General features: G+C 64.8%; 19 protein-coding genes and 2 pseudogenes. 8 read left to right on the forward strand and 13 right to left on the reverse strand.

Annotated elements, in window-relative coordinates; all coding sequences use genetic code 11:
* The first annotated feature begins 941 nt into the window (after nt 1–941).
* Both gltB and A5634_RS05545 read left to right on the forward strand, forming a co-directional pair.
* Nucleotides 942–5525 carry a glutamate synthase large subunit gene (gene gltB / locus A5634_RS05540; protein WP_065143080.1) on the forward strand — a complete coding sequence of 1528 codons (4584 nt, stop codon included), beginning with the start codon at nt 942–944 and terminating at the stop codon, nt 5523–5525.
* Nucleotides 5518–6984, forward strand: a complete 1467-nt coding sequence (locus A5634_RS05545; RefSeq protein WP_065143081.1) for a glutamate synthase subunit beta — start codon at nt 5518–5520, stop codon at nt 6982–6984. Before gltB ends, A5634_RS05545 begins: the two co-directional genes overlap by 8 nt.
* 352 nt (nt 6985–7336) lie before the next feature.
* Here A5634_RS05545 and A5634_RS05550 read toward each other — a convergent pair.
* Nucleotides 7337–8032: pseudogene (locus A5634_RS05550) on the reverse strand (LLM class F420-dependent oxidoreductase); the annotation flags it as partial.
* Between the two features lie 39 nt (nt 8033–8071).
* Here A5634_RS05550 and A5634_RS05555 point away from each other — a divergent pair.
* The 4 genes from A5634_RS05555 (at nt 8072) to A5634_RS05570 (ending at nt 12529) form a co-directional block, all read left to right on the forward strand.
* Nucleotides 8072–9517, forward strand: a complete 1446-nt coding sequence (locus tag A5634_RS05555; protein ID WP_065143082.1) for a recombinase family protein — start codon at nt 8072–8074, stop codon at nt 9515–9517.
* A 181-nt stretch (nt 9518–9698) separates the two neighbouring features.
* Nucleotides 9699–10499, forward strand: a complete 801-nt coding sequence (locus tag A5634_RS05560) for a toll/interleukin-1 receptor domain-containing protein (RefSeq protein ID WP_172831629.1) — start codon at nt 9699–9701, stop codon at nt 10497–10499.
* 1020 nt (nt 10500–11519) lie between these two features.
* Nucleotides 11520–12017 carry a hypothetical protein gene (locus A5634_RS05565; RefSeq protein WP_065143084.1) on the forward strand — a complete coding sequence of 166 codons (498 nt, stop codon included), beginning with the start codon at nt 11520–11522 and terminating at the stop codon, nt 12015–12017.
* A gap of 62 nt (nt 12018–12079) precedes the next feature.
* On the forward strand, nt 12080–12529 hold the full coding sequence (locus A5634_RS05570; protein WP_065143085.1) for a hypothetical protein: 450 nt from the start codon (nt 12080–12082) through the stop codon (nt 12527–12529).
* Nucleotides 12530–12790: 261 nt separating this feature from the next.
* Here the strand turns inward: A5634_RS05570 and A5634_RS28010 are convergent, their stop codons facing one another.
* The 10 genes and pseudogenes from A5634_RS28010 to A5634_RS05610 form a co-directional block, all read right to left on the reverse strand.
* Nucleotides 12791–12961: a hypothetical protein gene (locus tag A5634_RS28010; protein ID WP_155769372.1), complete on the reverse strand. Its 171-nt coding sequence runs from the start codon at nt 12959–12961 to the stop codon at nt 12791–12793.
* On the reverse strand, nt 12958–13128 hold the full coding sequence (locus A5634_RS28015) for a hypothetical protein (RefSeq protein WP_155769373.1): 171 nt from the start codon (nt 13126–13128) through the stop codon (nt 12958–12960). The genes A5634_RS28010 and A5634_RS28015 overlap by 4 nt, the downstream gene beginning before the upstream one ends.
* A 1-nt stretch (nt 13129) precedes the next feature.
* Nucleotides 13130–14305 carry a phage major capsid protein gene (locus A5634_RS05575; RefSeq protein WP_065143086.1) on the reverse strand — a complete coding sequence of 392 codons (1176 nt, stop codon included), beginning with the start codon at nt 14303–14305 and terminating at the stop codon, nt 13130–13132.
* Between the two features lie 383 nt (nt 14306–14688).
* Entirely contained in the window at nt 14689–15000 is a 312-nt protein-coding gene (locus tag A5634_RS05580) for a hypothetical protein (protein ID WP_065143087.1), read from the reverse strand.
* Entirely contained in the window at nt 14997–15344 is a 348-nt protein-coding gene (locus tag A5634_RS05585; RefSeq protein WP_155769374.1) for a hypothetical protein, read from the reverse strand. Before A5634_RS05585 ends, A5634_RS05580 begins: the two co-directional genes overlap by 4 nt.
* A 354-nt stretch (nt 15345–15698) precedes the next feature.
* Nucleotides 15699–16136 carry an HNH endonuclease gene (locus A5634_RS05590; protein WP_065143089.1) on the reverse strand — a complete coding sequence of 146 codons (438 nt, stop codon included), beginning with the start codon at nt 16134–16136 and terminating at the stop codon, nt 15699–15701.
* Nucleotides 16133–16315 carry a hypothetical protein gene (locus A5634_RS05595; RefSeq protein WP_065143090.1) on the reverse strand — a complete coding sequence of 61 codons (183 nt, stop codon included), beginning with the start codon at nt 16313–16315 and terminating at the stop codon, nt 16133–16135. Before A5634_RS05595 ends, A5634_RS05590 begins: the two co-directional genes overlap by 4 nt.
* Nucleotides 16312–17295 (reverse strand): hypothetical protein, encoded by a 984-nt coding sequence (locus A5634_RS05600; protein WP_065143091.1) that lies wholly within the window; start codon nt 17293–17295, stop codon nt 16312–16314. Before A5634_RS05600 ends, A5634_RS05595 begins: the two co-directional genes overlap by 4 nt.
* A 37-nt stretch (nt 17296–17332) precedes the next feature.
* Complete coding sequence (locus tag A5634_RS05605) at nt 17333–17569, reverse strand: hypothetical protein (protein WP_065143092.1); 237 nt, start codon at nt 17567–17569, stop codon at nt 17333–17335.
* Between the two features lie 248 nt (nt 17570–17817).
* A pseudogene (locus A5634_RS05610) lies at nt 17818–18012 on the reverse strand (LLM class F420-dependent oxidoreductase); the annotation flags it as partial.
* Between the two features lie 40 nt (nt 18013–18052).
* Between A5634_RS05610 and A5634_RS05615 the strand changes: the two are divergent.
* A complete protein-coding gene (locus A5634_RS05615; protein WP_065143094.1) occupies nt 18053–18478 on the forward strand; it encodes a hypothetical protein in 426 nt (141 codons plus the stop codon).
* Complete coding sequence (locus A5634_RS05620) at nt 18478–19488, forward strand: PHP domain-containing protein (protein ID WP_065143095.1); 1011 nt, start codon at nt 18478–18480, stop codon at nt 19486–19488. Before A5634_RS05615 ends, A5634_RS05620 begins: the two co-directional genes overlap by 1 nt.
* Here the strand turns inward: A5634_RS05620 and dinB are convergent.
* Both dinB and A5634_RS05630 read right to left on the reverse strand, forming a co-directional pair.
* Nucleotides 19477–20676: a DNA polymerase IV gene (dinB, locus tag A5634_RS05625; protein WP_065143096.1), complete on the reverse strand. Its 1200-nt coding sequence runs from the start codon at nt 20674–20676 to the stop codon at nt 19477–19479. The genes A5634_RS05620 and dinB overlap by 12 nt on opposite strands.
* 48 nt (nt 20677–20724) lie before the next feature.
* Nucleotides 20725–21396: a TetR/AcrR family transcriptional regulator gene (locus A5634_RS05630; RefSeq protein ID WP_065143123.1), complete on the reverse strand. Its 672-nt coding sequence runs from the start codon at nt 21394–21396 to the stop codon at nt 20725–20727.
* Between the last annotated feature and the right edge of the window lie 10 nt (nt 21397–21406).

Genomic DNA, 21406 nt, shown 5'->3' on the forward strand with positions numbered 1-21406 from the left:
TTGTTAACCTGGCTGGACTATCGATGTGCGAGTCCCACAGCGATACTGGTACACATTAAAGAAACCACGGCGGGTGCGGTTCGGCACGCGGCGGTGCAGGCGGCTGGGGTGCCTCGGCGCGTGGCGGCGCAGGTGGCGGTGCCTCGACGCGTGGCGAAGCGGCAGATGCCGGGCGCGGGCCGGAGCCTCGTACCTCCGGCGGGCGTGTCCTGCCCTGGTCGGGCCGCACACGGTTGCGCAGGAATTCTTGGGGCTCGTTCATGGGCTCCTCGGATGCAAAGGCGACTCAACCATCGGCATTTCCGCAAACGCCGGACGATGAAGTCCAGTATCGGTCACCCCGTTGCCCGCCTCCGAGCGACTGCTGTGACGTTCGGATTCTTTTCTGTATTGTGCAAACTCCCCGAAGCCGCCTCGACGCTACCGTTGCGAACACCAGCGCGAATCCGACGCCGTTTCCCCCGCGATTGCTGCCACGCCTTATCGCGTGAGTTGTGACAGCTGTGACACCCCCGGCACTGCGTGAGAGCTGCCGCGCGAAGCCCGCGCAAACACCCACAGCAAACTCAAGCCAACAACTCGGCCCGGCGCCGTCGCGGTGCGATCCTCGCCACAGCTGGTGCGCACCTCGGCTGGCCGAAGCCTATGTCACAAGCCTGTAGCAGCGAATTTACGGAGCCGCCGGTCAAAAGGTTAGTATGGGTAAGTTGGCATGTCAGGCGGTTTTTGTCATATCGTTTTACGACTTGTCGAAACCAGGTAACAGGGCCACCGTTCAACGCTGCACGGACGTATCCCTGACCGGATTATCTCCGTTTGGCGGACAGCCTATCGACGAGACCGAAGGGGTCCAGCCCGCAACCTCTGGGTGCGGTCCCCGATCGGAGAAAGTCGATCCGCAAAGCGGCCGTGCAGAAAGTCTGCTGAAGGGTTAGGTGGGAATGACGCCCAGGCGCGTCGGGCTGTATAACCCCGCGTACGAACACGATTCGTGCGGTGTAGCCATGGTCGTGGACATGCACGGCCGGCGAAGCCGCGACATTGTCGACAAAGCGATCACCGCGTTGCTCAACCTCGAACACCGCGGTGCCGCCGGCGCCGAGCCGCGCAGTGGTGACGGCGCAGGCATCCTGATTCAGGTCCCGGATGAATTCCTGCGCGAGGTGGTCGACTTCGAGTTGCCCGAGCCGGGGAGCTACGCCACTGGCATCGCGTTCCTGCCGCAGTCGTCCAAGGATGCGGCGGCGGCCTGCGCCGCGGTTGAGAAGATTGCCGAATCTGAGGGCCTGAAGGTGCTCGGCTGGCGCAATGTTCCCACCGACGACTCGTCGCTTGGCGCGTTGTCGCGCGACGCGATGCCCACCTTCCGGCAGGTATTCATGGCCGGCGCCTCCGGCATGGCGCTGGAACGGCGTGCCTACATCGTGCGCAAGCGGGCCGAACACGAGCTAGGCACCAAAGGCCCGGGTCAGGACGGTCCGGGTCGCGAGACCGTGTATTTCCCGAGCCTGTCCGGTCAGACCTTCGTCTACAAGGGCATGTTGACCACCCCGCAGCTCAAGGCCTTCTATCTGGATCTGCAGGACAACCGGCTGACCAGCGCGCTGGGCATTGTGCATTCCCGGTTCTCCACGAACACCTTCCCGTCCTGGCCGCTGGCGCATCCGTTCCGGCGTGTTGCGCACAACGGCGAGATCAACACCGTCACCGGCAACGAGAACTGGATGCGGGCCCGCGAGGCATTGATCAAGACCGACGTCTTCGGATCGCAAGACGACGTGGAGAAGCTGTTCCCGATCTGCACCCCAGGAGCTTCGGACACGGCGCGCTTCGACGAGGTGGTCGAACTGTTGCACCTGGGCGGACGCAGTCTGGCCCACGCGGTGCTGATGATGATCCCCGAGGCCTGGGAGCGGCACGAGTCGATGGACCCGGCGCGACGCGCGTTTTACCAGTACCACGCGTCGTTGATGGAACCCTGGGACGGCCCGGCGTCGATCACGTTTACCGACGGCACCATCGTGGGCGCGGTGCTGGACCGCAACGGTTTGCGCCCATCCCGCATCTGGGTGACCGAAGACGGCCTGGTGGTCATGGCCTCCGAGGCCGGGGTGCTGGACCTGGATCCGTCCACCGTGGTCAAGCGGATGCGCCTGCAGCCGGGCCGGATGTTCCTGGTGGACACCACCCAGGGCCGCATCGTCTCCGACGAGGAGATCAAGGCGGAACTGTCCGCCGAGCACCCGTATCAGGAGTGGCTCGACAACAACTTGGTACCGCTGGAAAAGTTGCCGGCCAACAAGTACGTGCGGATGCCGCACCACCGGCTGGTCATGCGTCAGCAGGCTTTCGGCTACACCTACGAGGAACTCAATCTTCTGGTGGCTCCGATGGTCCGCACCGGCGCCGAGGCCCTGGGATCAATGGGCACCGACACACCCATCGCCGTGCTGTCGAAGCGGCCGAGAATGCTCTTCGACTATTTCCACCAGCTGTTCGCTCAGGTGACCAACCCGCCGCTGGATGCCATTCGCGAAGAAGTGGTGACCAGCCTGCAGGGCACCACGGGTGGTGAGCGCGACCTGCTCAGCCCGGACGAGCACTCGTGTCACCAGATCACGCTGCCGCAGCCGATTCTGCGGAACTTCGAGTTGGCCAAGTTGATCAACCTCAACCCCGATGACGAAGTCGAGGGGCGGCCACATGGCATGCGCTCCAAGGTGATTCGTTGTCTGTACCCGGTCGCTGCAGGTGGTGCCGGGTTGGCTACCGCGCTGGACGAGGTCCGGGCGCAGGCGTCGGCGGCCATCGCCGACGGTGCCAGGCTGATCATCCTGTCCGATCGGGACTCCAACGAAGAGATGGCGCCGATCCCGTCGCTGCTGGCGGTGGCCGGTGTGCACCACCATCTGGTCCGGGAGCGCACCCGTACGCATGTCGGACTCGTGGTCGAGTCTGGGGATGCCCGCGAGGTGCACCACATGGCAATGCTGGTCGGCTGCGGCGCGGCGGCCATCAACCCGTATCTGGTGTTCGAGTCGATCGAGGACATGCTCGATCGTGGAATCATCGATGGCATCGAGCGCAATAAGGCGCTCAACAACTACGTCAAGGCGGCGGGCAAAGGCGTGCTGAAAGTGATGTCCAAGATGGGCATCTCGACGCTCGCGTCCTACACGGGCGCGCAGCTGTTCCAGGCGGTCGGTATCTCCGAAGACGTGCTGGACGAGTACTTCACCGGGCTTGCCTGTCCCACCGGCGGCATCACGCTGGATGACATCGCCACCGATGTTGCGGCGAGGCATGCCCTGGCCTATCTGGACCGGCCCGACGCACGTGCGCATCGCGAACTCGAGGTCGGCGGGGAATACCAGTGGCGCCGCGAAGGCGAATACCACTTGTTCAACCCCGAGACCGTGTTCAAGTTGCAACACTCGACCCGCACCGGGCAGTACAAGATCTTCAAGGAGTACACCCGGCTGGTTGACAACCAGAGCGAGCGGATGGCATCGCTGCGCGGCCTGCTCAAGTTCCGTGCCGACGTGCGTCCTTCGGTGCCGATCGAGGAGGTCGAGCCCGCCAGCGAGATCGTGAAGCGGTTCTCCACCGGCGCGATGAGTTACGGCTCCATCTCAGCGGAAGCCCACGAAACGCTGGCCATCGCGATGAACCGACTGGGGGCCCGTTCCAACAGCGGTGAGGGTGGCGAAGACGTCAAGCGGTTCGACGCCGATCCCAACGGGGACTGGCGGCGCAGTGCAATCAAGCAGGTGGCTTCGGGACGGTTCGGTGTCACCTCCCACTACCTGACCAACTGCACCGACATTCAGATCAAGATGGCCCAGGGCGCCAAACCCGGTGAGGGAGGCCAACTTCCGGGCCACAAGGTGTACCCGTGGGTGGCTTCGGTCCGGCACTCGACACCCGGCGTCGGCCTGATTTCCCCACCGCCGCACCACGACATCTACTCGATCGAGGATCTGGCGCAGCTCATTCACGACCTGAAAAACGCCAACCCATCCGCGCGGGTGCACGTGAAGCTGGTGTCCGAGAACGGGGTAGGGACCGTCGCCGCTGGTGTTTCCAAGGCGCACGCCGATGTGGTGCTGATCTCCGGCCACGACGGCGGCACCGGGGCCACCCCGATGACGTCGATGAAGCACGCCGGCGCGCCGTGGGAGTTGGGTCTGTCCGAAACCCAGCAGACGTTGTTGCTCAACGGTTTACGCGACCGGATCGTGGTGCAGGTCGACGGTCAGCTCAAGACCGGACGCGACGTGATGATCGCGACGCTGCTGGGAGCCGAGGAATTCGGTTTCGCCACCGCGCCTTTGGTGGTCGCCGGCTGCATCATGATGCGTGTCTGCCACCTGGACACCTGCCCGGTGGGGGTGGCCACTCAGAACCCGGTGCTACGGGAGCGCTTCACCGGCCAACCGGAATTCGTCGAGAACTTCTTCATGTTCATCGCCGAAGAGGTCCGGGAGTACATGGCGCAGTTGGGCTTCCGAACCATCAACGAGGCTGTCGGCCAGGCCGGCGCACTGGACACCACTTTGGCGCGTGCGCATTGGAAGGCGCATCGACTGGACCTGGCCCCGGTGCTGCATGAGCCCGAGTCGGCGTTCATGAACCAGGACCTGTACTGCAGTTCACGACAGGACCACGGGCTGGACAAGGCGCTCGACCAACAGTTGATCGTCATGAGCCGCGAGGCACTGGACTCGCAGAAGCCGGTCCGTTTCTCCACCACGATCAGCAACGTCAACCGCACGGTGGGCACCATGCTCGGCCACGAGGTGACGAAAGCCTATGGCGGGCAAGGGTTGCCGGACGGAACCATCGACATCACGTTCGAGGGATCCGCGGGCAACAGCTTCGGGGCCTTTGTGCCCAAGGGGATTACCTTGCGGATTTACGGTGACGCGAACGACTACGTCGGCAAGGGCTTGTCCGGTGGCCGTATTGTGGTGCGGCCCTCGGACAATGCGCCGGAAGGCTACGTCGCCGAGAACAACATCATCGGGGGCAACGTGATTCTGTTCGGTGCCACCAGCGGCGAGGTTTACCTGCGCGGCGTGGTCGGTGAGAGATTCGCCGTCCGCAACTCCGGGGCGCATGCGGTGGTCGAGGGCGTGGGTGACCACGGCTGTGAGTACATGACCGGCGGCCGGGTGGTCATCCTCGGCCGCACCGGACGCAACTTCGCCGCCGGTATGTCCGGCGGTGTGGCCTATGTCTACGACCCGGACGAGGAATTGTCGGCCAACCTCAATACTGAGATGGTCGACCCCGAAGCCCTCGACGCGGATGATGCGGAGTTCCTGCACGGCGTCATCCAGGCGCATGTCGATGCCACCGATTCCGCTGTCGGCCAACGTATCCTGGCTGACTGGCGGAACGAGCAGCGTCATTTTGTGAAGGCGATGCCGCGGGATTACAAGAAGGTGCTCGAAGCGATCGCCGAGGCGGAACGCGACGGCATCGATGTCGACAAGGCGATTATGGCGGCGGCTCATGGCTGACCCGAGTGGTTTTCTGAAGTACACGCACCGGGAGCTGCCCAAGCGGCGTCCCGTGCCGTTGCGGTTGAAGGACTGGAACGAGGTCTACGAGGATTTCGATATCGAGACCTTGCGCCACCAGGCGACCCGCTGCATGGACTGCGGTATTCCCTTCTGCCACAACGGGTGTCCGCTGGGCAACCTGATTCCGGAATGGAATGACCTGGTACGGCGGGGCCGGTTCCGCGACGCGATCGAGCGGCTGCACGCCACGAACAACTTCCCCGACTTCACCGGCCGGCTGTGTCCGGCGCCGTGTGAGCCGGCGTGCGTGCTGGGCATCAACCAGGATCCGGTGACCATCAAGCAGATCGAGCTGGAGATCATCGACAAGGCCTTCGACGAAGGCTGGGTGGAGCCGGTGGTGCCGCACTGCGAGACCGGGAAGACGGTCGCCGTGGTGGGGTCTGGCCCGGCTGGACTGGCTGCGGCGCAACAACTTACGCGGGCCGGGCACGAGGTCACCGTGTTCGAGCGCGAGGACCGCATCGGTGGGCTGCTGCGCTACGGCATTCCCGAGTTCAAGATGGAAAAGCGCGTTCTGGACCGGCGGCTGAAGCAGATGACGGCTGAGGGCACGCAGTTCCGCGCCGGTATCAATGTCGGTGCAGATTTGACCGCTGAGCAGCTGCTGTCCGACTTTGATGCGGTGGTGCTCGCCGGTGGGGCCACCGCCTGGCGTGACTTGCCGATCCCGGGGCGCGACCTGGACGGCATTCACCAGGCGATGGAGTATCTGCCGTGGGGCAACCGGGTGCAGGAGGGCGATGACGTCCTCGGACCCGACGGCGAGCCGCCGATCACCGCCAAGGACAAGAAGGTCGTGATCATCGGCGGGGGCGACACCGGTGCGGACTGCCTGGGCACCGCCCACCGTCAGGGGGCGGCCAGCATCCACCAGTTCGAGATCATGCCGCGTCCGCCGGAAACCCGCGCCGCGTCGACCCCGTGGCCGACCTACCCGTTGATGTACCGGGTCGCATCGGCGCACGAAGAGGGCGGCGAGCGGGTGTTCTCGGTGAACACTGAGGAGTTCCTTGGCGAGGACGGTCACGTCTCGGCACTCAAGGTGCATGAGGTGGCCATGAAGGACGGCAAGTTCGTCAAGGTCGAGGACTCCGATTTCGAACTCGAGGCCGACCTGGTGTTGCTGGCGATGGGATTTGTCGGTCCGGAGAAGCCGGGTCTGCTCACCGAGCTGGGCGTGAAGTTCACCGAGCGTGGCAACGTCGCCCGCAGCGACGACTACGAGACATCGGTGCCCGGCGTGTTCGTAGCTGGCGACATGGGTCGCGGCCAGTCACTGATCGTATGGGCGATTGCTGAGGGCCGCTCCGCAGCTGCAGCCGTCGACCGGTTCTTGATGGGGTCCAGCGCGTTGCCGGCGCCGATCAAGCCGACCGCAGCCCCGCTCGTCTAACCACACCAGTCACATACGAAACATTTGATAAAACTCCGGCGCGTCGTGGGACGTTTGCCAGCCCCCAGGTGTCTAATAACAATCTGTGGGCTCGGTCACACACGGGTCGTGATACCAGCCCCGATTGCGTAGAACGATCGCGGGAGTGATGACTGTGCACATGAACCCAGTTCCCCGGACCAAAATGGCGCGTATGGCCTGGTCACTGCTACGGCATCCAGTGAAAAGCCGTGAGTTCCCCGCCCGGAACGAGCGCTTGATCACGGCAGACGAACTGCTGCGTTTTGCCGTCTGACCGAGCAGTTCCGCCTGGCGCTTGCCGGCGACTGGGTTAGCTGCTCGGGCAGCACCCTCAGTGCGGAGCCGGGCGCCACAGACCAGAGTCCCGGATCGCCTCGGCCAGCGGCTCAAGCACGGCGGACTCGTGGGGCGGCGCAAGGTAAACGATTCCGAGGTCCAGCCCTTCGGCGTGCAGGGCGGCCGCATTCTCGATGAGCTGCCCGTAGTTGCGGTCTTCGCCGAGACCGAGGTGGGCCGAAAGCGTGATCTCCTTGGGGTCGCGCCCGATGTCCGCGCAGCGCGCCGCCAGCACGTCCCGCTTGCGGGCGAACTCCTCGGGCGTTCCACCCGCGAAATTCCAGTGCTGCGCATAGCGTGCGGTCAGCGGCAGTGTGCGCTTCTCCCCGCTACCCCCAATGCAGATCGGCGGGTGTGGGCGCTGCGGACCCTTGGGCTCGTTGCGAGCGTCCTTGAGCTGATAGAACTTTCCGTCGAAGGTGGTCGTCTCTTCGCTGAGCAGGCTGATCAGCACCTGACAGGCTTCCTCGAACCGGTCGAAGCGGTCCCTGACGCTGCCCAGCTCGATCCCGTACGCACCCGATTCCTCCTCGTTCCAGCCGGCGCCGATGCCCAACTCGAGGCGTCCGTTGGAGATGATGTCGAGTGCTGCGGCCATATTGGCCAGCACGGCGGGGTGGCGGTAGTGGATGCCGGTGACCAGGGTCCCCAACCGGAGCCGCTTGGTGGCTTGGGCCAGGGCGGTAAGGCTTGCGCGTTGGTACACCCCTAGGAGGTAGGGTAAACGGTTATGGCAGTAGACCACGAGAAGCCGCGGCGCGCAGGCATTTACGTGCGCATATCGCAGGACAGCACCGGCAAGAAAGCCGGGGTGGAACGGCAGCTCAAGGAGTGCAAGACGCTAGCGCGGCGACTGAAATGGAGGGTAGTCGACACCTACGACGACAACGACATCAGCGCATACAGCGGCAGCATGAGACCGGGATTCGAGGCACTGCTCGACGCCATTGAGAAGGGTCGGATCGACGCGATCGTGTGCTGGCATCCGGACCGGCTGTACCGGCGAGTCAAGGATTTGCAGCGGCTGTTGGAGATGACGGACGCCGGAGTGGTCGTCACCAGTGTCAACGGCGGCGAGCTGGATTTGAGCACCGCCACCGGGAAGATGGTCGCGCGCATCCTCGGGTCGGTGGCGGAGCAAGAGAGCGAGCACAAGGGGGAACGGCGGCGCGCTGCCAACCTGGACCGGGCGATCAAAGGTGCCTGGCGCGCGGACGGACCGCGGGTATTCGGCTACACCCAGGGCGGCAACGGGGAGCCGGGAGAGCCGGTACCGGATGAGGCCAAGCTTCTGGTCCAAGCTGCCGAAGATGTTCTCAACAATGTCTCGCTCCGGTCCATCGCGGTGGCATGGAATCAGCGGGGGCTGCGCACACCCCAAGCCAAGACCGGCAAGAAGAAGGGCGGGATGCCTTGGAGCAACCTGTCCCTCCGGCGCACCCTGATGCGGCCGGTCTACGCGGGCCTGCTTACCTACACAGACCCGGAAGGGAAGCGCCAGCTCACCGGTGGGGACTGGGAGCCGCTGTGGACGGTGGACATTCACGAGGCGCTGGTTCAAGTTCTGACCGATCCGGAGAGACGGCCGGCGAGTCGGTTCGAACGCAAATACCTTGGCAGCGGCATCTACGTGTGCGGGGTGTGCGGTGATCGGCTGTACGCCAACTGCCCGCGACCAGGGCGTTTCATCTATCGCTGCCGCAAGGCGCACCTGGGACGGACGGGCGCACCAATCGACGAGATCGTCGAGGCAGTGGCCCTGAGCGTGTTGTCCGAGACGAACATTGTCGAGCGGCTGGTGAAGCAGGAGCCGGGAATCGACACCGTGACCCTGCGGGCCGAGCGCACCGCTTTGGAAGCACGGAAGGCGGGCCTGGCGGAGCTATTCGCAGAAGGCGTGCTGGACGGCAACGCAGTCCGCCGGGAGTCCGAGAAGCTCGGAATCAAGATCGCGGCGATCACCACGGCGCTGACCGATGCGGCTCGGAGGTGTACCGCCGCCACGCTGCTCGTGGATGGACCCGAGCAACTGCGGACGCACTGGGCGGCGGCGTCACCGGACATCCGCGGCAAGGTGGTCGACGAGCTGATGACGGTGACGGTAAATCCGCAACCGGACGGCTGGCGGTCGCGCGGATTCGACCCAAGCCTCATCGTGATCGAACCAAGGTCGTGATGATGCACCGGCTGCGCACCGTATTCGACGTAATGGTCTCCAGTACCGTCCAGCCAGTACTGCAGCGCGGCCCCGGCTTCGACCCCGACTACCTCATTATCACGTGGCGGGCCTGCTAGGGATGGCCACTCTTCATGAGCTTTTCGAGTCCGAATTCCGTTACGGCACATTGAATTGCGCAATGACGTTCTCCGCCGACTTTGGCCAGACGGTCTGCGAAGCGATGGCTCGGGTGTACCTAGCGTTCGATGAATACGCATGTTTTCTCGCCTACTACGTCACCGAAGAATTCGCCACACGTGAGAAGCTGCAAATTCTCCTCGACCAGTACGAAGACTCCTTGAGCCGTTGTCGCGGTGTCAACTCGGCCATGAGCCACCCGATCTATGAACCATCGTGGGTATGGTCCTACGAGCTGGTGTTTACCGGACGCGTCATCCTGTATGTTGACGCCACCCTCGACGACCCCACAAAGCAAGCATTGGTCGCAGCGGGCCACGCTAGAAAGTTGCGCGTGCAGATACGCGACAGGAGCTGGGAGCAATTTGTGAACGAGGACGAAAAGCCCCTGGCCTTCATCAGCCACGATTCGCGGGATAAGCCATTCGTGGCGGAACTAGCGCAGAAGCTGCGCAGCGTACTGTGTCCCGTTTGGTACGACGAATTCTCACTGAAACCAGGTGACAGTCTCCGCGAATCGATAGACGCCGGGATGCGGGACAGCGAGCGGTGCGTTGTCGTACTCTCACCGAACTTCCTGAGTAACCCCGGCTGGGGCAAAGCCGAATTCAACGCCGCCATGAACAAGCACATAACCTCCGGCGGCAACGTCGTCATCCCGATCTGGCATGGCGTGACGCGGGCAGAGGTTGCAGATTACAGCCCACTCGTCGCGGACATCGTTGCCATCAACACCGACGTCGGTGTGGACGAGGTATTCCAACGGCTCCACCGGGTACTGATGGGCCACGACCCGCGCTAGCTTGCGCCCGGAATTGTGGTGGGATAGGGCGCTTTGGGGAAGTTCGGGGGCCCGCCGAGGCATGGTGCAGGAATCTGACTCGCGCTGCTGCTGCCAGGAGGAACCACAACAACCCACTTGAGATCAGGCGACAGGGCGCACGTCTGGATCGGTACCGCTCTGCAGGACGTATGACCGGAGTAGTCAGTGTCACATTCCCACGTGTAATTCGGCGTCGGCGTCGGCGTCGGCGTCGGCGTCGGCGCTGGTGGTGGTGTCGGGTCAGCAGTAGCGACTGCCGCGGTCGCAATGCCCAGAGCTACTAGACCGGTGATACCCGCGCTAATCCGCCTGCTCAACGGTAGGTTTCCCAAACAATCCGATCAATGATCTTCATCTGTACGACTGCACTGCGCCGGTCCTCCTCAACACACTCTTTGTGTCTTACCCCGTGGTGGGCGAAAGCACCAACGCCCCCGCCCGCGGTTGCATATACGGTTTGAATGTTACTAGCGGTTCACCCGGCGCAGGCTCGTTCCTGGTACCCGCGACATGGACCGCTACTGCAGCCGACGCGAATATTTCTCATTGACCGAAGCCCGGCCCTGCTCGGCTACTTCGTTCCCGCGCGGCAGCAGTTGATCATCAGGCACTTCCGCAGGACAGTGCGCAGCGCGCTCTGTACGGCGCTGCCGAGCACCGGCCCGATCATCCGGCCGTAATTCAATTGCAGCCCAATCCGATTCCGCTCAACATCAGGGCAACACCTCGCATGTAAACGCTCGTCCATCGCTGCGTTCTGAAAGTCACGGGGGGGTACACCGCGACATCCTGCCTGGCCCGCTTGGTCTGGCGACAGAGTTATTGGCCCCCTTGCCGGTGCGGTGGCTGTGCGCTTGACGGGGGCTTGAGGGGCAGCAGCTCCAATTATGTTGTGCTGCAACAGAATTCACGTCAGCAAACTTGAGTATCACTAGGTCGGGAGGCATAATTGGGGGTGTAAGCAGCGGCAGAGCGCCGCTACTGATCGAAGGAGATTGCATGATGGCAAACACCAACACCGCTGATGTGACCCCGCTGGACGAGACCCGCGAAGAGAAGGCAGCATCGCGGCAGCGGCACCCGGCAGGCAACGCGGCTCCGGTGGCGACCGCGAGCGCCGGGGCGGTGAAGAAGGCAGCGGCCCCCGTGAAAACGGGAGACCCGGCAAAGAAAGCGACCCCGAAGGCAGCAGCGGCGACGCCGAAGGCGGACAAGCCAGCGGCCACAGACCAACCGGCGGGCAAGCCAGTAAAGCTGCGCTGGCAGTTCGGTGACGGCGGCTATGCGGAGCGGGAGGTTGAGGGCCAACAGGCCTATAGCGCCGGGCACGCGTACGCCATCCTGCCGGTGGAAGACCAGGAGGGGAAGTTCAGCGCCGTGGTCAAGGCGGATGACGGTGAGCCGCAGTACCTGGTCGAGGTGGGTGCGCACTCGAAGTGCTACCAGGCTTGCGTTGCACACCACCGAGGGCTTACGGCGCAGGCGCGACCCGCTTGACGCACCTTGCCGAGCAGGTGGGTGAGGGGAAGAACCCACCTGGCTCGGCCTGGCCTACCGGCATGGAGCCGGTGGACTTGGCTGAGAAGGGCGAGCCGATGTACGACTTCGAGGAACACGAGCGCGAACCGCGCCTGATGTTGAACGCGGCGCTGTACGAAGCGCCAGGCGCGCGGCATGGCGCGGCGACCGGCCGGGTTCATCGCCCGAAGCCGAAGGCCTCCCGGCAGCGGCTCCCCGGACGCAGCATTCACGCCGAGCGCAAGGCGGTGGAGAAGGCGGCAACTGAGAAGGCCAGGCCGCTGACGTTGGACAGCTTCAAAGTGTTCGCGGCACAGGCTGCTGAGGTGGCAGCGCAGATAGCGTCGGGCACGCGTAAGGAGCAAACGGTGGAGCAAGGCGCGGACGTGTTCGAGTGGTACGTGGACCGCAAAACCGGCGCCACCGAGTACCGGCGGTACGGCGCGCAGACCAAGCGTGGCCAGGCCGAGACCCGCTGGCAGGATCGCTGAAACGCGGCGCACTGATGCGACGGCCGATGCCGGTGACGCGGGTGGGCTGCGAGGGTGCCGAAAGGAAACTGCCCCGACGCCTGGTACGAGACGGCGCGGCGGCGCGCGGCCAGGCGCACCCCCACTTAGGTGGAAGGAACCACCGGCCGCGGGCAAAGGATGATCCGCGGCCGGTGGCCCTCGGGTGTCGGCGCAGGCGGTCTGAGAGAGAGAAACGCCGCGCAGCGACACAACCGGTAGGCCGTGGCACCGACCTACCGACTACCGAGGTTTCTTGGGTGCCGCCTTCCGTGGCTTCGGAGGAGCGGCGACCAAGAGCTGCCAGCCGTGGTACTGGGCGGGAAGCTGCCCGGATGCGGCGGCGGCGTCGATCTCCGCAACGGTCTTGCCGTGTAGTTCGGCGGCAGCCTCCCCGGTGCACCAGGTGGTCATGCCGTGATCCCTGCGATGAGCGCGGGCTGCACCCACATCACGCCGTCCCAGTAGCTCTTGAGGATGCGCTGTTGGACCAGCTCGATCACGCGGCTCTCACTGAGGTTGAGCTGCTGCGCGCACTGGCCCACGGTGAGGTAGTCGTCCCATTCCTCGCCGTAATACATGTCAGGCCGTCAGGTCGCAGACCGCGAACGCGGACGGCCGCAGCACCCCGATACCGAAGCGACCCTCACCACGAGCCACGAACTGATTTTTCGTAAATAGCACTCCGGAGGCGTCCACAGCGATGTGGGCGTCCTGACGGACGTAGACGCGCAGCTTGCTGAAGTCTCCGAGTACGGCTGTGCCTTGGGGAATGCTCGGTGTGACGACGCGCTTGAGGCCGGTGCCGAACACATTCTCCGACGTGCCGAACCCGTTGCCGCTGTCATTCTCGTAGCCACCGGACAAGAAGCCGCCGGAGGTGCCCCACCGGGTGAGGTCGATCGCTTGCGCGTCGGCGGGGTGCAGCGCCCAGCCGGTCGGGGTCTCGCCCTTGACCTGTAGAGCGGTGAGGGCCGAGCGCAGCGTGGTGATGGGGTCGGTGGCGAACGCGACCGTTGTTAGACCGGGCGTTGCGAGTAGGCCCAGCATGTTCTCACCGGTGCCATCACCGGAGACGATCTGCGCCTCCAAGCCGTCGAGCACGCCGGCGACCATTTCATTGGTCAGCCACGTGACGAATTCCTCGTGGTCGTACCACAGCCGCAGGGGGGTCGGCTCGCTCAAATGCGCTACGACCCTTGCCCTGTCGGTCTTGGGCGTCACGGTCAAGGTCGAGGTGGGCTTGACTGCGTTGTCTGCGACCGCGGTCGCCGTGTTGGTCCTGGCGGACTGAACGAAGTATTCGAAGGCGTTGCCACTCAGGCCGAGGCGGTTGGAGAACAGGTCGATGAGTCGCTGTGGTCGAGCCATCGGAATGACCTGCGGCTCGATGAACTGGGGGATGTCGATGCTGCCGGAGACGACGACGCGGCGTTCCAGGCCGTCGCCGCCCATCGACCGGTGCAGCTTCTCGGCTACCTGCTGCGCCCACATCCGGCCGTAGCTCATTGCATCTATGCCGCTACCGGTGATGGCGTGCGAGCCGCAACGCTCCAATTCTCGGCGGGTCTCGGCAATGTGCTGGTCCAAATCCCCGAGCGTCGAGCGATAGACCCGCATTTCGGCGTCCTCGGCGTCGGTGAGTTCGTCGCGGCCCTCGCGCTTGGCGTTGAGCAGCAACCGCTCAGCGGCGGCGCGCTCAGCCGCGCGGCGGGATTCCAGCTTCTGAAGGAAGGAGGCAGTAATAGTTCCGGGCATGGCACTTGATCCGATCTCGGGACAGGGATGGGCGAGGGCGGTTGTGCCATGACGCCGCCGCCGGGCGACGGATGCGGCGGGAGTGCCACCCTGACGAATCGCATCGGGTCCGAGACGGTGGTGAGGAGTTGGTAGACAGAGCGCCGAGAAGGCGTTGCAACTCACCTCACCACTTCTGCGCTGATTCTAGGACGCGGGACTGACAGGCTCAACCACCCGAGGCGGTAGGTCGGCAGCTTGGCCGTGGTGTTGTGAAAACCGTTGGGGGTAGCTGGTTATACCGGCTGCGTGGTGTTCTGCCGCTAGCGGCCACCACAGTGGAATTGCAAGTGTTGCGGGCGCGCACGGCTGGCTGCCAAGGCGCAAAAGCACAGGTCGATTGTTCAATCGGCTTGCGCGGCAAGCTGGTTGAGCGCGCTGCTGTCTAGGAACACTTGCAGCGTCAGCGGTCCTTCGTCATCGCGCAGAAGGTTCGCCGACTCGCAGGTGCGGGCGAATTCAAGGCCCAGTTGGCAGGCGGCGAGTAACACGCTGGCGCCCCGGCCGGACTCCTCGACGCGGCGCAGCCCTTCTGCGACGCCTTCCTGGTCGGCTGCGGCCATGTCGGCGAACAGCCGCCGCGCGGTAGCGAAGTCAGCGGCGATCTTCTTGAGATCCTGGGGAGCTGGTTGTTCGGAGTACGGGCTATCGGTCATGGGTTTTCCTTTTCCTTCTCGGCGGTGCGGAGTACACCGGCGGCGTCGAGGGGTTCGTTGAAGTCCGGTGCCAGCGGAAGCGTGTCCGAGCGGTACCAGTTCGGCGGGTACACCTCGTTCAGCGTCGGCGGCGGTCGGGAGTCGCCGAAGACGTGTTGGGTGCCGTCTTCGTCGGTCCAGACCGCGACGTGAGCACCTTCGCAGTACGGGCCGCAGCGCGGGGTGCATAGCGATTCGAGAACCTGTGTCGCTTCCTGCACGGTGGCCCAAGAGGTCCACTCATTTCGAAGTGCGCCACCCCAATGGTCGCGGGTGTAGCTGCTTCTCAGGCAGATAAGCACCACTGGATTTACCACGGGTGGTCCAGAACGGCGTCGACCACCGCCCGACAAGATTCGCAGTGCCGGTCTAGACCCGCCGCGCGACCGTCACGGCAGCGGCGGCAACGCCTCGCTGGGCACGATGAGCGGTGCGGGCTGCCGCCATCAACGTCGATGGCGCAAGACGGGCACGTGGCGCGACGCCGGGCCCACAAGGTGAAGGTCCAGGTCATCATGTCCCTTGTCGCCGGCGAAACCGGTCGGCTGTTTCGGTTGGGGCGTCCGGGCAGGTTGGGCGGTGGGGTTGCATACGGGATCGCCCGCAGTACGGGCAGCGCCAGTCGGCCGTGGGGGGCTTCGTCTTGCCGTGTTTGCGGCTCATCGGGTCTGCCTTTCGGTCGTCGCGGTTTTGATGCGGCCGTTGCGCACCGCGTCGGCGCGGTTCTCGGCCGGGGTGCCGTAGGCGATGTTGGCGAGGGTGCAGTGCTGCGGGTCGTCGTCGGCATGGAGTACGTGCAGGCCGCGAGGGCGCGGTCCGAGCCATGTGCGGGCCAACAGCACGTGGAGCGCGTAACGCTTGCCTTCGATGGAGATGCGGGGGTAGCGGCCCGAGGTATCGGGTGGGCAGAGCCGACGGGTACAGGTTCCGCGCACGTGTCCGAGGTTGGACATCTGGAACCGAGGGTGACTGGGAATTTTGCGCCACACCTCGACGCCGAGGTCACCGTTGCGGAGCAGTAGGAAGCATTCAGCGCAGATGGGGCCGTTGTTGGCGTAGGCGAGTTCGGCGGCGCAGAGTTCGCAGGAGCGCGTCACGGCAGCTCCACGGTTTCGGCCAAGGCGAGGAGGCGTTGCCCGAGTTTGGCGGCGTTGTCACGTGTCAGGTACAGGACGCTGCTGCTGCACTGCTCGGTGACGAATGCGATGACGATGTGTCCGCCGGGTACGACGTCGGCCCAGGTTGAGGCGGGGAGGCGCTGCACTTCGGCGCTCACGGCTGCGGCCTCTCGCCCCGACCGCGGGCGTAGGTACGGCACACCACGCAATTCGCGTTCGGCTGGACTGGGTGCTTCGCGCACTGCTCGTCCTGGGTCAGCGGTGGGGTAGACGTGACGCGCCTCGGTCCCGACGCTTCCAGTGCCAACGGCGCTGGCACGGCCACGGGGGCGAACAACGAGCGAGCAAAATCAGGCTCGGGGGGTGGTGGTGCAGCTTCGCCGGCCACTGCCCAGTCCGATGCGCGAGCCATCTCGGTGGGTGGCGGCTCCTGGCTGTCCCAGTAGGCATTGAGGTCTTCGAGGTACCGCTTGGCGTTGAGCCGCCGGTACTTGCACGGGATGCACGGTTCCTCGGTGCCGTGCGGGTGCTCGTCGCAGAACTCAGACGGTGGTGGTGCATCCGGATCGTTGGGGTCGAACCGAGGCAAAGGCTGCTCGGGGGAGACCTTCCCCCCCGAGCGAAGCGAGGGGGTTACGTCATTAATTACGTCATGTACTACGTCATGTGGACTATCGCCGCAGGTGACAGCGTTGGGTGTGGCGCGAACGGTGTCCGGATTTGGCGTAAACGGTCCTGAATGTGGCGTAAACGGTTCCTGGTCTTTCGCGCCACTTGTTTGGGTGGCGCGAACGCTAGGCCGGTCGGGCGGCAGGACGACCTCATACACAGGGGCCTGGGGATCAGCATTCGGGGTGGCGCGGTAGCCGCGCTGGACCAAAGTGATGACACCCCACTGCTTGAGCGCAGCCACGGCCCTGTCCGCCGTTCGGCGCGACGCGTGCTTGCCCTTCTTCAGGTCGCGTGTGGCTCCCTCGATCCACTCCCAGCGCACCTGGGCGTGAGTGGCGGGCCGTCTGCGGTCGGCACCGGCCTTCTCGGCAATCGCGATAAGCGCCCGCCAGTACCTCTCGTCCAGGCCGTCGAAGTACCCCTCGGCGGTCAAAGCGAGGATGCGTCCTACTAGCTGACCGCTCACCAGGCACCCGCGATGTCGTAGAGGGGCAGCGGCAGGCTCATGCTGGGCGGCCGGACCGCAGCAGTCCGGCAATGCGGTCTATCTGTTCATCGGTCAAGCGTGGCCAGTTGGCCACAATGTTCTCGACGTACTCGGTGAGGCGGATCTCGGCTAGCTGGCGGCGGCAGTTTTCCAGGGCCGGATCGTCTGCCGCTCGCTCCCCGTTGCGTACGGCACGGGTGAGCGCGGCGTTGCGAGCGCGCAGGTGGGTCTTTTCGGGGTTGGCGGTAGCCACGGTGATTCTCCACGGATCGGTAAGAGAATTTCCGCTGCAAGGGCGGCCGCTATAGGAGCTGCTGCCCGCCGTCTGCGGCTCTGCCGACAAGGGGACTCCCACCAAGGGGGCCAGGTCGGCGCACGTCCGTTGAGATGTGGCGCGGTGAAGCTGCCGCCTACGTTAGCAGTTGGAAGGCACGGCAGCCGGTAGCGCGCGAGGGTGTGTTGCCGCCAATCATCAAGCGCGACAGTAGGTTCAGATTAGTTAGTGTACAACTGCGCAACCCTAGTCAGCGTCGTCCACCCCTCCAGACAGGGTCCGGTGGAGTCGCTGAAGATCGGGTAGAAGTGGTCGAAAGTCCAGCCGGACTCGAAGATGTCGATGTCGTCGGCGTGCTGCCAGACATCCAGCATGTCCTGCCAGGTGGTGTTCTGCGGCGAGGTCTTGAAAGCGAATCGCATGACTTCGACCGTAGTACCGCAATCTAGACTCGATACAACGATGACCATTGGAATCGACACCAAGCTCACCCTGCTGGCCGCCGGCTTGATTTTCATGCTGGCCCTGGGCCTCGGGGTGTGGAAATACCAGCAGATCATGGAGTCCGATGATCACCGGGCCCATCCCTACGTCGACATCGCGCACCGGGCGGCACTGCTGTATTCGTTCGCCACGCTGCTGTTCGCACCCTTCGTCGAACTCAGCGCCTGGCCGGCGTGGGTGAATCTCGTCGCGACGATGGTCGCGGTCTTCTTCTTCGTCGCCGCCATCGGCAGCTACATCCTGCACGGGGCGCGACGCGACACCGACAACCAGTTCAACCCGCCCGTACCGGGAACACGGCTGGCGATGGGCCTGCTCATCGTCGGTGAGATGGGTGGATTCGGGGTGGTACTGGCCGGCTTCGTGGTGGGACAGCTGCTCTGATGGATCCGGCCGCCGCGCTACGCCAGATCGCGTATTACAAGGACCGCAGTCGCCAGGATTCGCGCCGGGTCATGGCGTATCGCAACGCCGCGGACATCATCGACCGGTTAGACGATGCCGAACTGGAACGCCACGGGCAGGACAACAGTTGGCAGTCGATCCCAGGGATCGGACCAAAGACCGCAATGGTGATCGCCCAGGCGTGGGCCGGCCACGAACCCGATCAGCTCATCGAATTGCGTTCCACGGCAGAGGATCTGGGCGGGGGAGAGATCCGTGCGGCGTTGCGCGGGGATTTGCACCTGCATTCGAACTGGTCGGACGGCTCGGCGCCGATCGAGGAGATGATGGGCGCCGCGGCCGCACTTGGCCACGAGTATTGTGCGCTGACCGATCATTCGCCACGCCTGACGATCGCCAACGGGCTCTCGCCGGACCGGTTGCGCAAACAGCTCGATGTGATCGACGAACTACGTGAGCAGTTCGCGCCGATGCGCATCCTCTCCGGAATCGAGGTGGACATCCTCGACGACGGCAGCTTGGACCAGGAGCCCGAACTGCTGGATCGGCTCGACATCGTGGTGGCCAGCGTGCACTCGAAGCTGTCCATGGATGCCGCGGCGATGACGCGCCGGATGGTGCGCGCTGTCTCCGATGGTCAGGCCGATGTGCTGGGGCACTGCACCGGCCGGTTGGTTTCGGGTGGCCGCGGAATTCGACCCGAATCGAAGTTCGACGCCGAGAAGGTATTCACCGCCTGTCGCGACCATGGCACCGCAGTAGAGATCAACTCCCGGCCCGAGCGTCGAGACCCACCGACACGTCTGCTCAACCTGGCACGCGACATCGGCTGCGTCTTCAGCATCGACACCGATGCGCACGCCCCAGGGCAGCTGGACTTCCTCGGCTACGGCGCCCAACGTGCGTTGGATGCTGGCATCGAGCCGGATCGGATCGTCAACACCTGGCCGGCCGACAAACTGCTGGACTGGGCTGGATCAGTCGGGTAGGTGGGGCACCTCGAGACCAGGGTCCCGCCCGACCAGCACGGCGCGGGTGAGGGCGGATCTGCCGTAGCGGCGGTGTACTTCGTCGATGGCCGCATCAACGGTGGGCGCTTCGCCTTCGAACGGCAAGACCAGCTGCTCGGTGCCGGTGCGGTCAATGCCCGACACCGCGAAACCGATTAGCGTCAAACCCTTTTCGGTCACCAGCGGAGCAGCCGACGCGATGAGCCGGCGGGCGGTGGTGAGGATGGGTTGCGTCGACGAGGTGGCCCGCGGCATGGTTTGCGATCGGGTTGCCCGACTGAAGTCGTCGAACCGCAACCGCAGCACGACGGTGCGTCCGGTGCGGTTCGCGGCGCGCATCCGGCCGGTGATGCGGTCGATCAGGTTGACGACGACGGCGTCGATCTCAGCGGCCGACATGCCGCTGCCGGCTCGGCCCAACGCTCGCTGGGCACCGACCGAGCGGCGTCGCACCCCGGTGGTGACCCGGCGGCGGTCGATGTTGTGGGATAGCGCGTAAAGCTGGCGTCCCATCGCCTGGCCGAGCATCGACGTCAGCATCGATTCACCGAGTTCGGCCACCTGGGCGACCGTCGTAATGCCGTGGGTGTGCAGCTTGTCAGCGGTCTTGGCGCCCACACCCCACAATCGGCGCACCGGCAACGGATGCAGAAACGCAAGTTCCCCATCGGGGGGCACCAGCAGCAGGCCGTCCGGCTTGGCCTCTTGGCTCGCGACCTTGGCGAGGAACTTGGTGCGGGCGATCCCGACGGTGATGGGCAGGCCGACCCGATCGCGCACATCGGCACGCAGGCGCGCACCGATCTGCGCCGGCGTGCCCGATACGCGGCGTAGTCCGGCGACATCGAGAAATGCCTCGTCCACCGACAGTGGCTCCACTTGGGGAGTGCAATCCCGGAACACCTCGAACACCGCTTCGCTGGCTTTCGAATAGGCGCGCATACGCGGCGGCACCACCACGGCCTGCGGGCACAACCGGCGGGCGTGTGCCCCGCCCATCGCCGTTCGAACACCGTAGGCCTTGGCCTCGTAGCTGGCGGCCAGCACGACACCGCCACCGACGATCACCGGCCGGCCCCGCAACCCGGGGTCGTCTCGCTGTTCGACGGAGGCGTAGAACGAGTCCAGGTCTGCATGCAGAATGGACGCCTCGCAGCGCACGAACATATGTTCGCACGCGCCTCCGACATGAGTGCGCCAAGCGGCCAGACAGTCCTAGCGTTGCTCGCCGTAGATGCTGCTCACCCAAACGTGCACGAGGGCGTCCAGGACGCGCGATTCAGGAACCGAGGGCTGCTCGGCGGCTAACGAGGCGAACATCGCGCGCTCGTTCATCAGGTTAAGCACGGTCGCCAACTCATAACTCGCCAGGGTGTGCGGTGCGGCACCGCGGTTGCGTTCGGCGTCGATTCCCAAGGCGGTGAAGGTGATCCATTTCTGCATGAAACTCGACCAGAGTTCCCGGAGTTCGGGACTCGTATCCCGCGCGGCCATGCTGGCCCGGGCCACTGCCTTATGGGATCCGAACGTCTCGAAGAACACCGTGAGGGCGGTGCGCCACCTGTTGCCGCCGTCTTCGGCCAAGCGTTCGGTCAGGGATTGCAGCGCCGCGTCGGCGGTGTTGACCACCCGATCCAGCAACGTGAGCAGCACAGCTTCCTTTGACGGGAAGTAGAAGTAAAACGTGGGGCGAGAAATGCCGGCGCCCTTTGCCAGGTCGTCGACCGAGATGTCGGCCAGAGGCCGATGTTCCAGCAACTGCTCGGCGGTGACCAGGATCGCTTGCTCGCGCTCGTCGCCGGATGGTCGGGCGGTGCGCCGTCCCCGAGGCAGCGAGGTTTTGCTCGCGGGGGAGCTCGCGGGGGAGCTCGCGGGGGAGACGGCCACCACGGCAGCC

Source organism: Mycobacterium asiaticum, assembly GCF_001673365.1.
Lineage (GTDB): Bacteria > Actinomycetota > Actinomycetes > Mycobacteriales > Mycobacteriaceae > Mycobacterium > Mycobacterium asiaticum_A.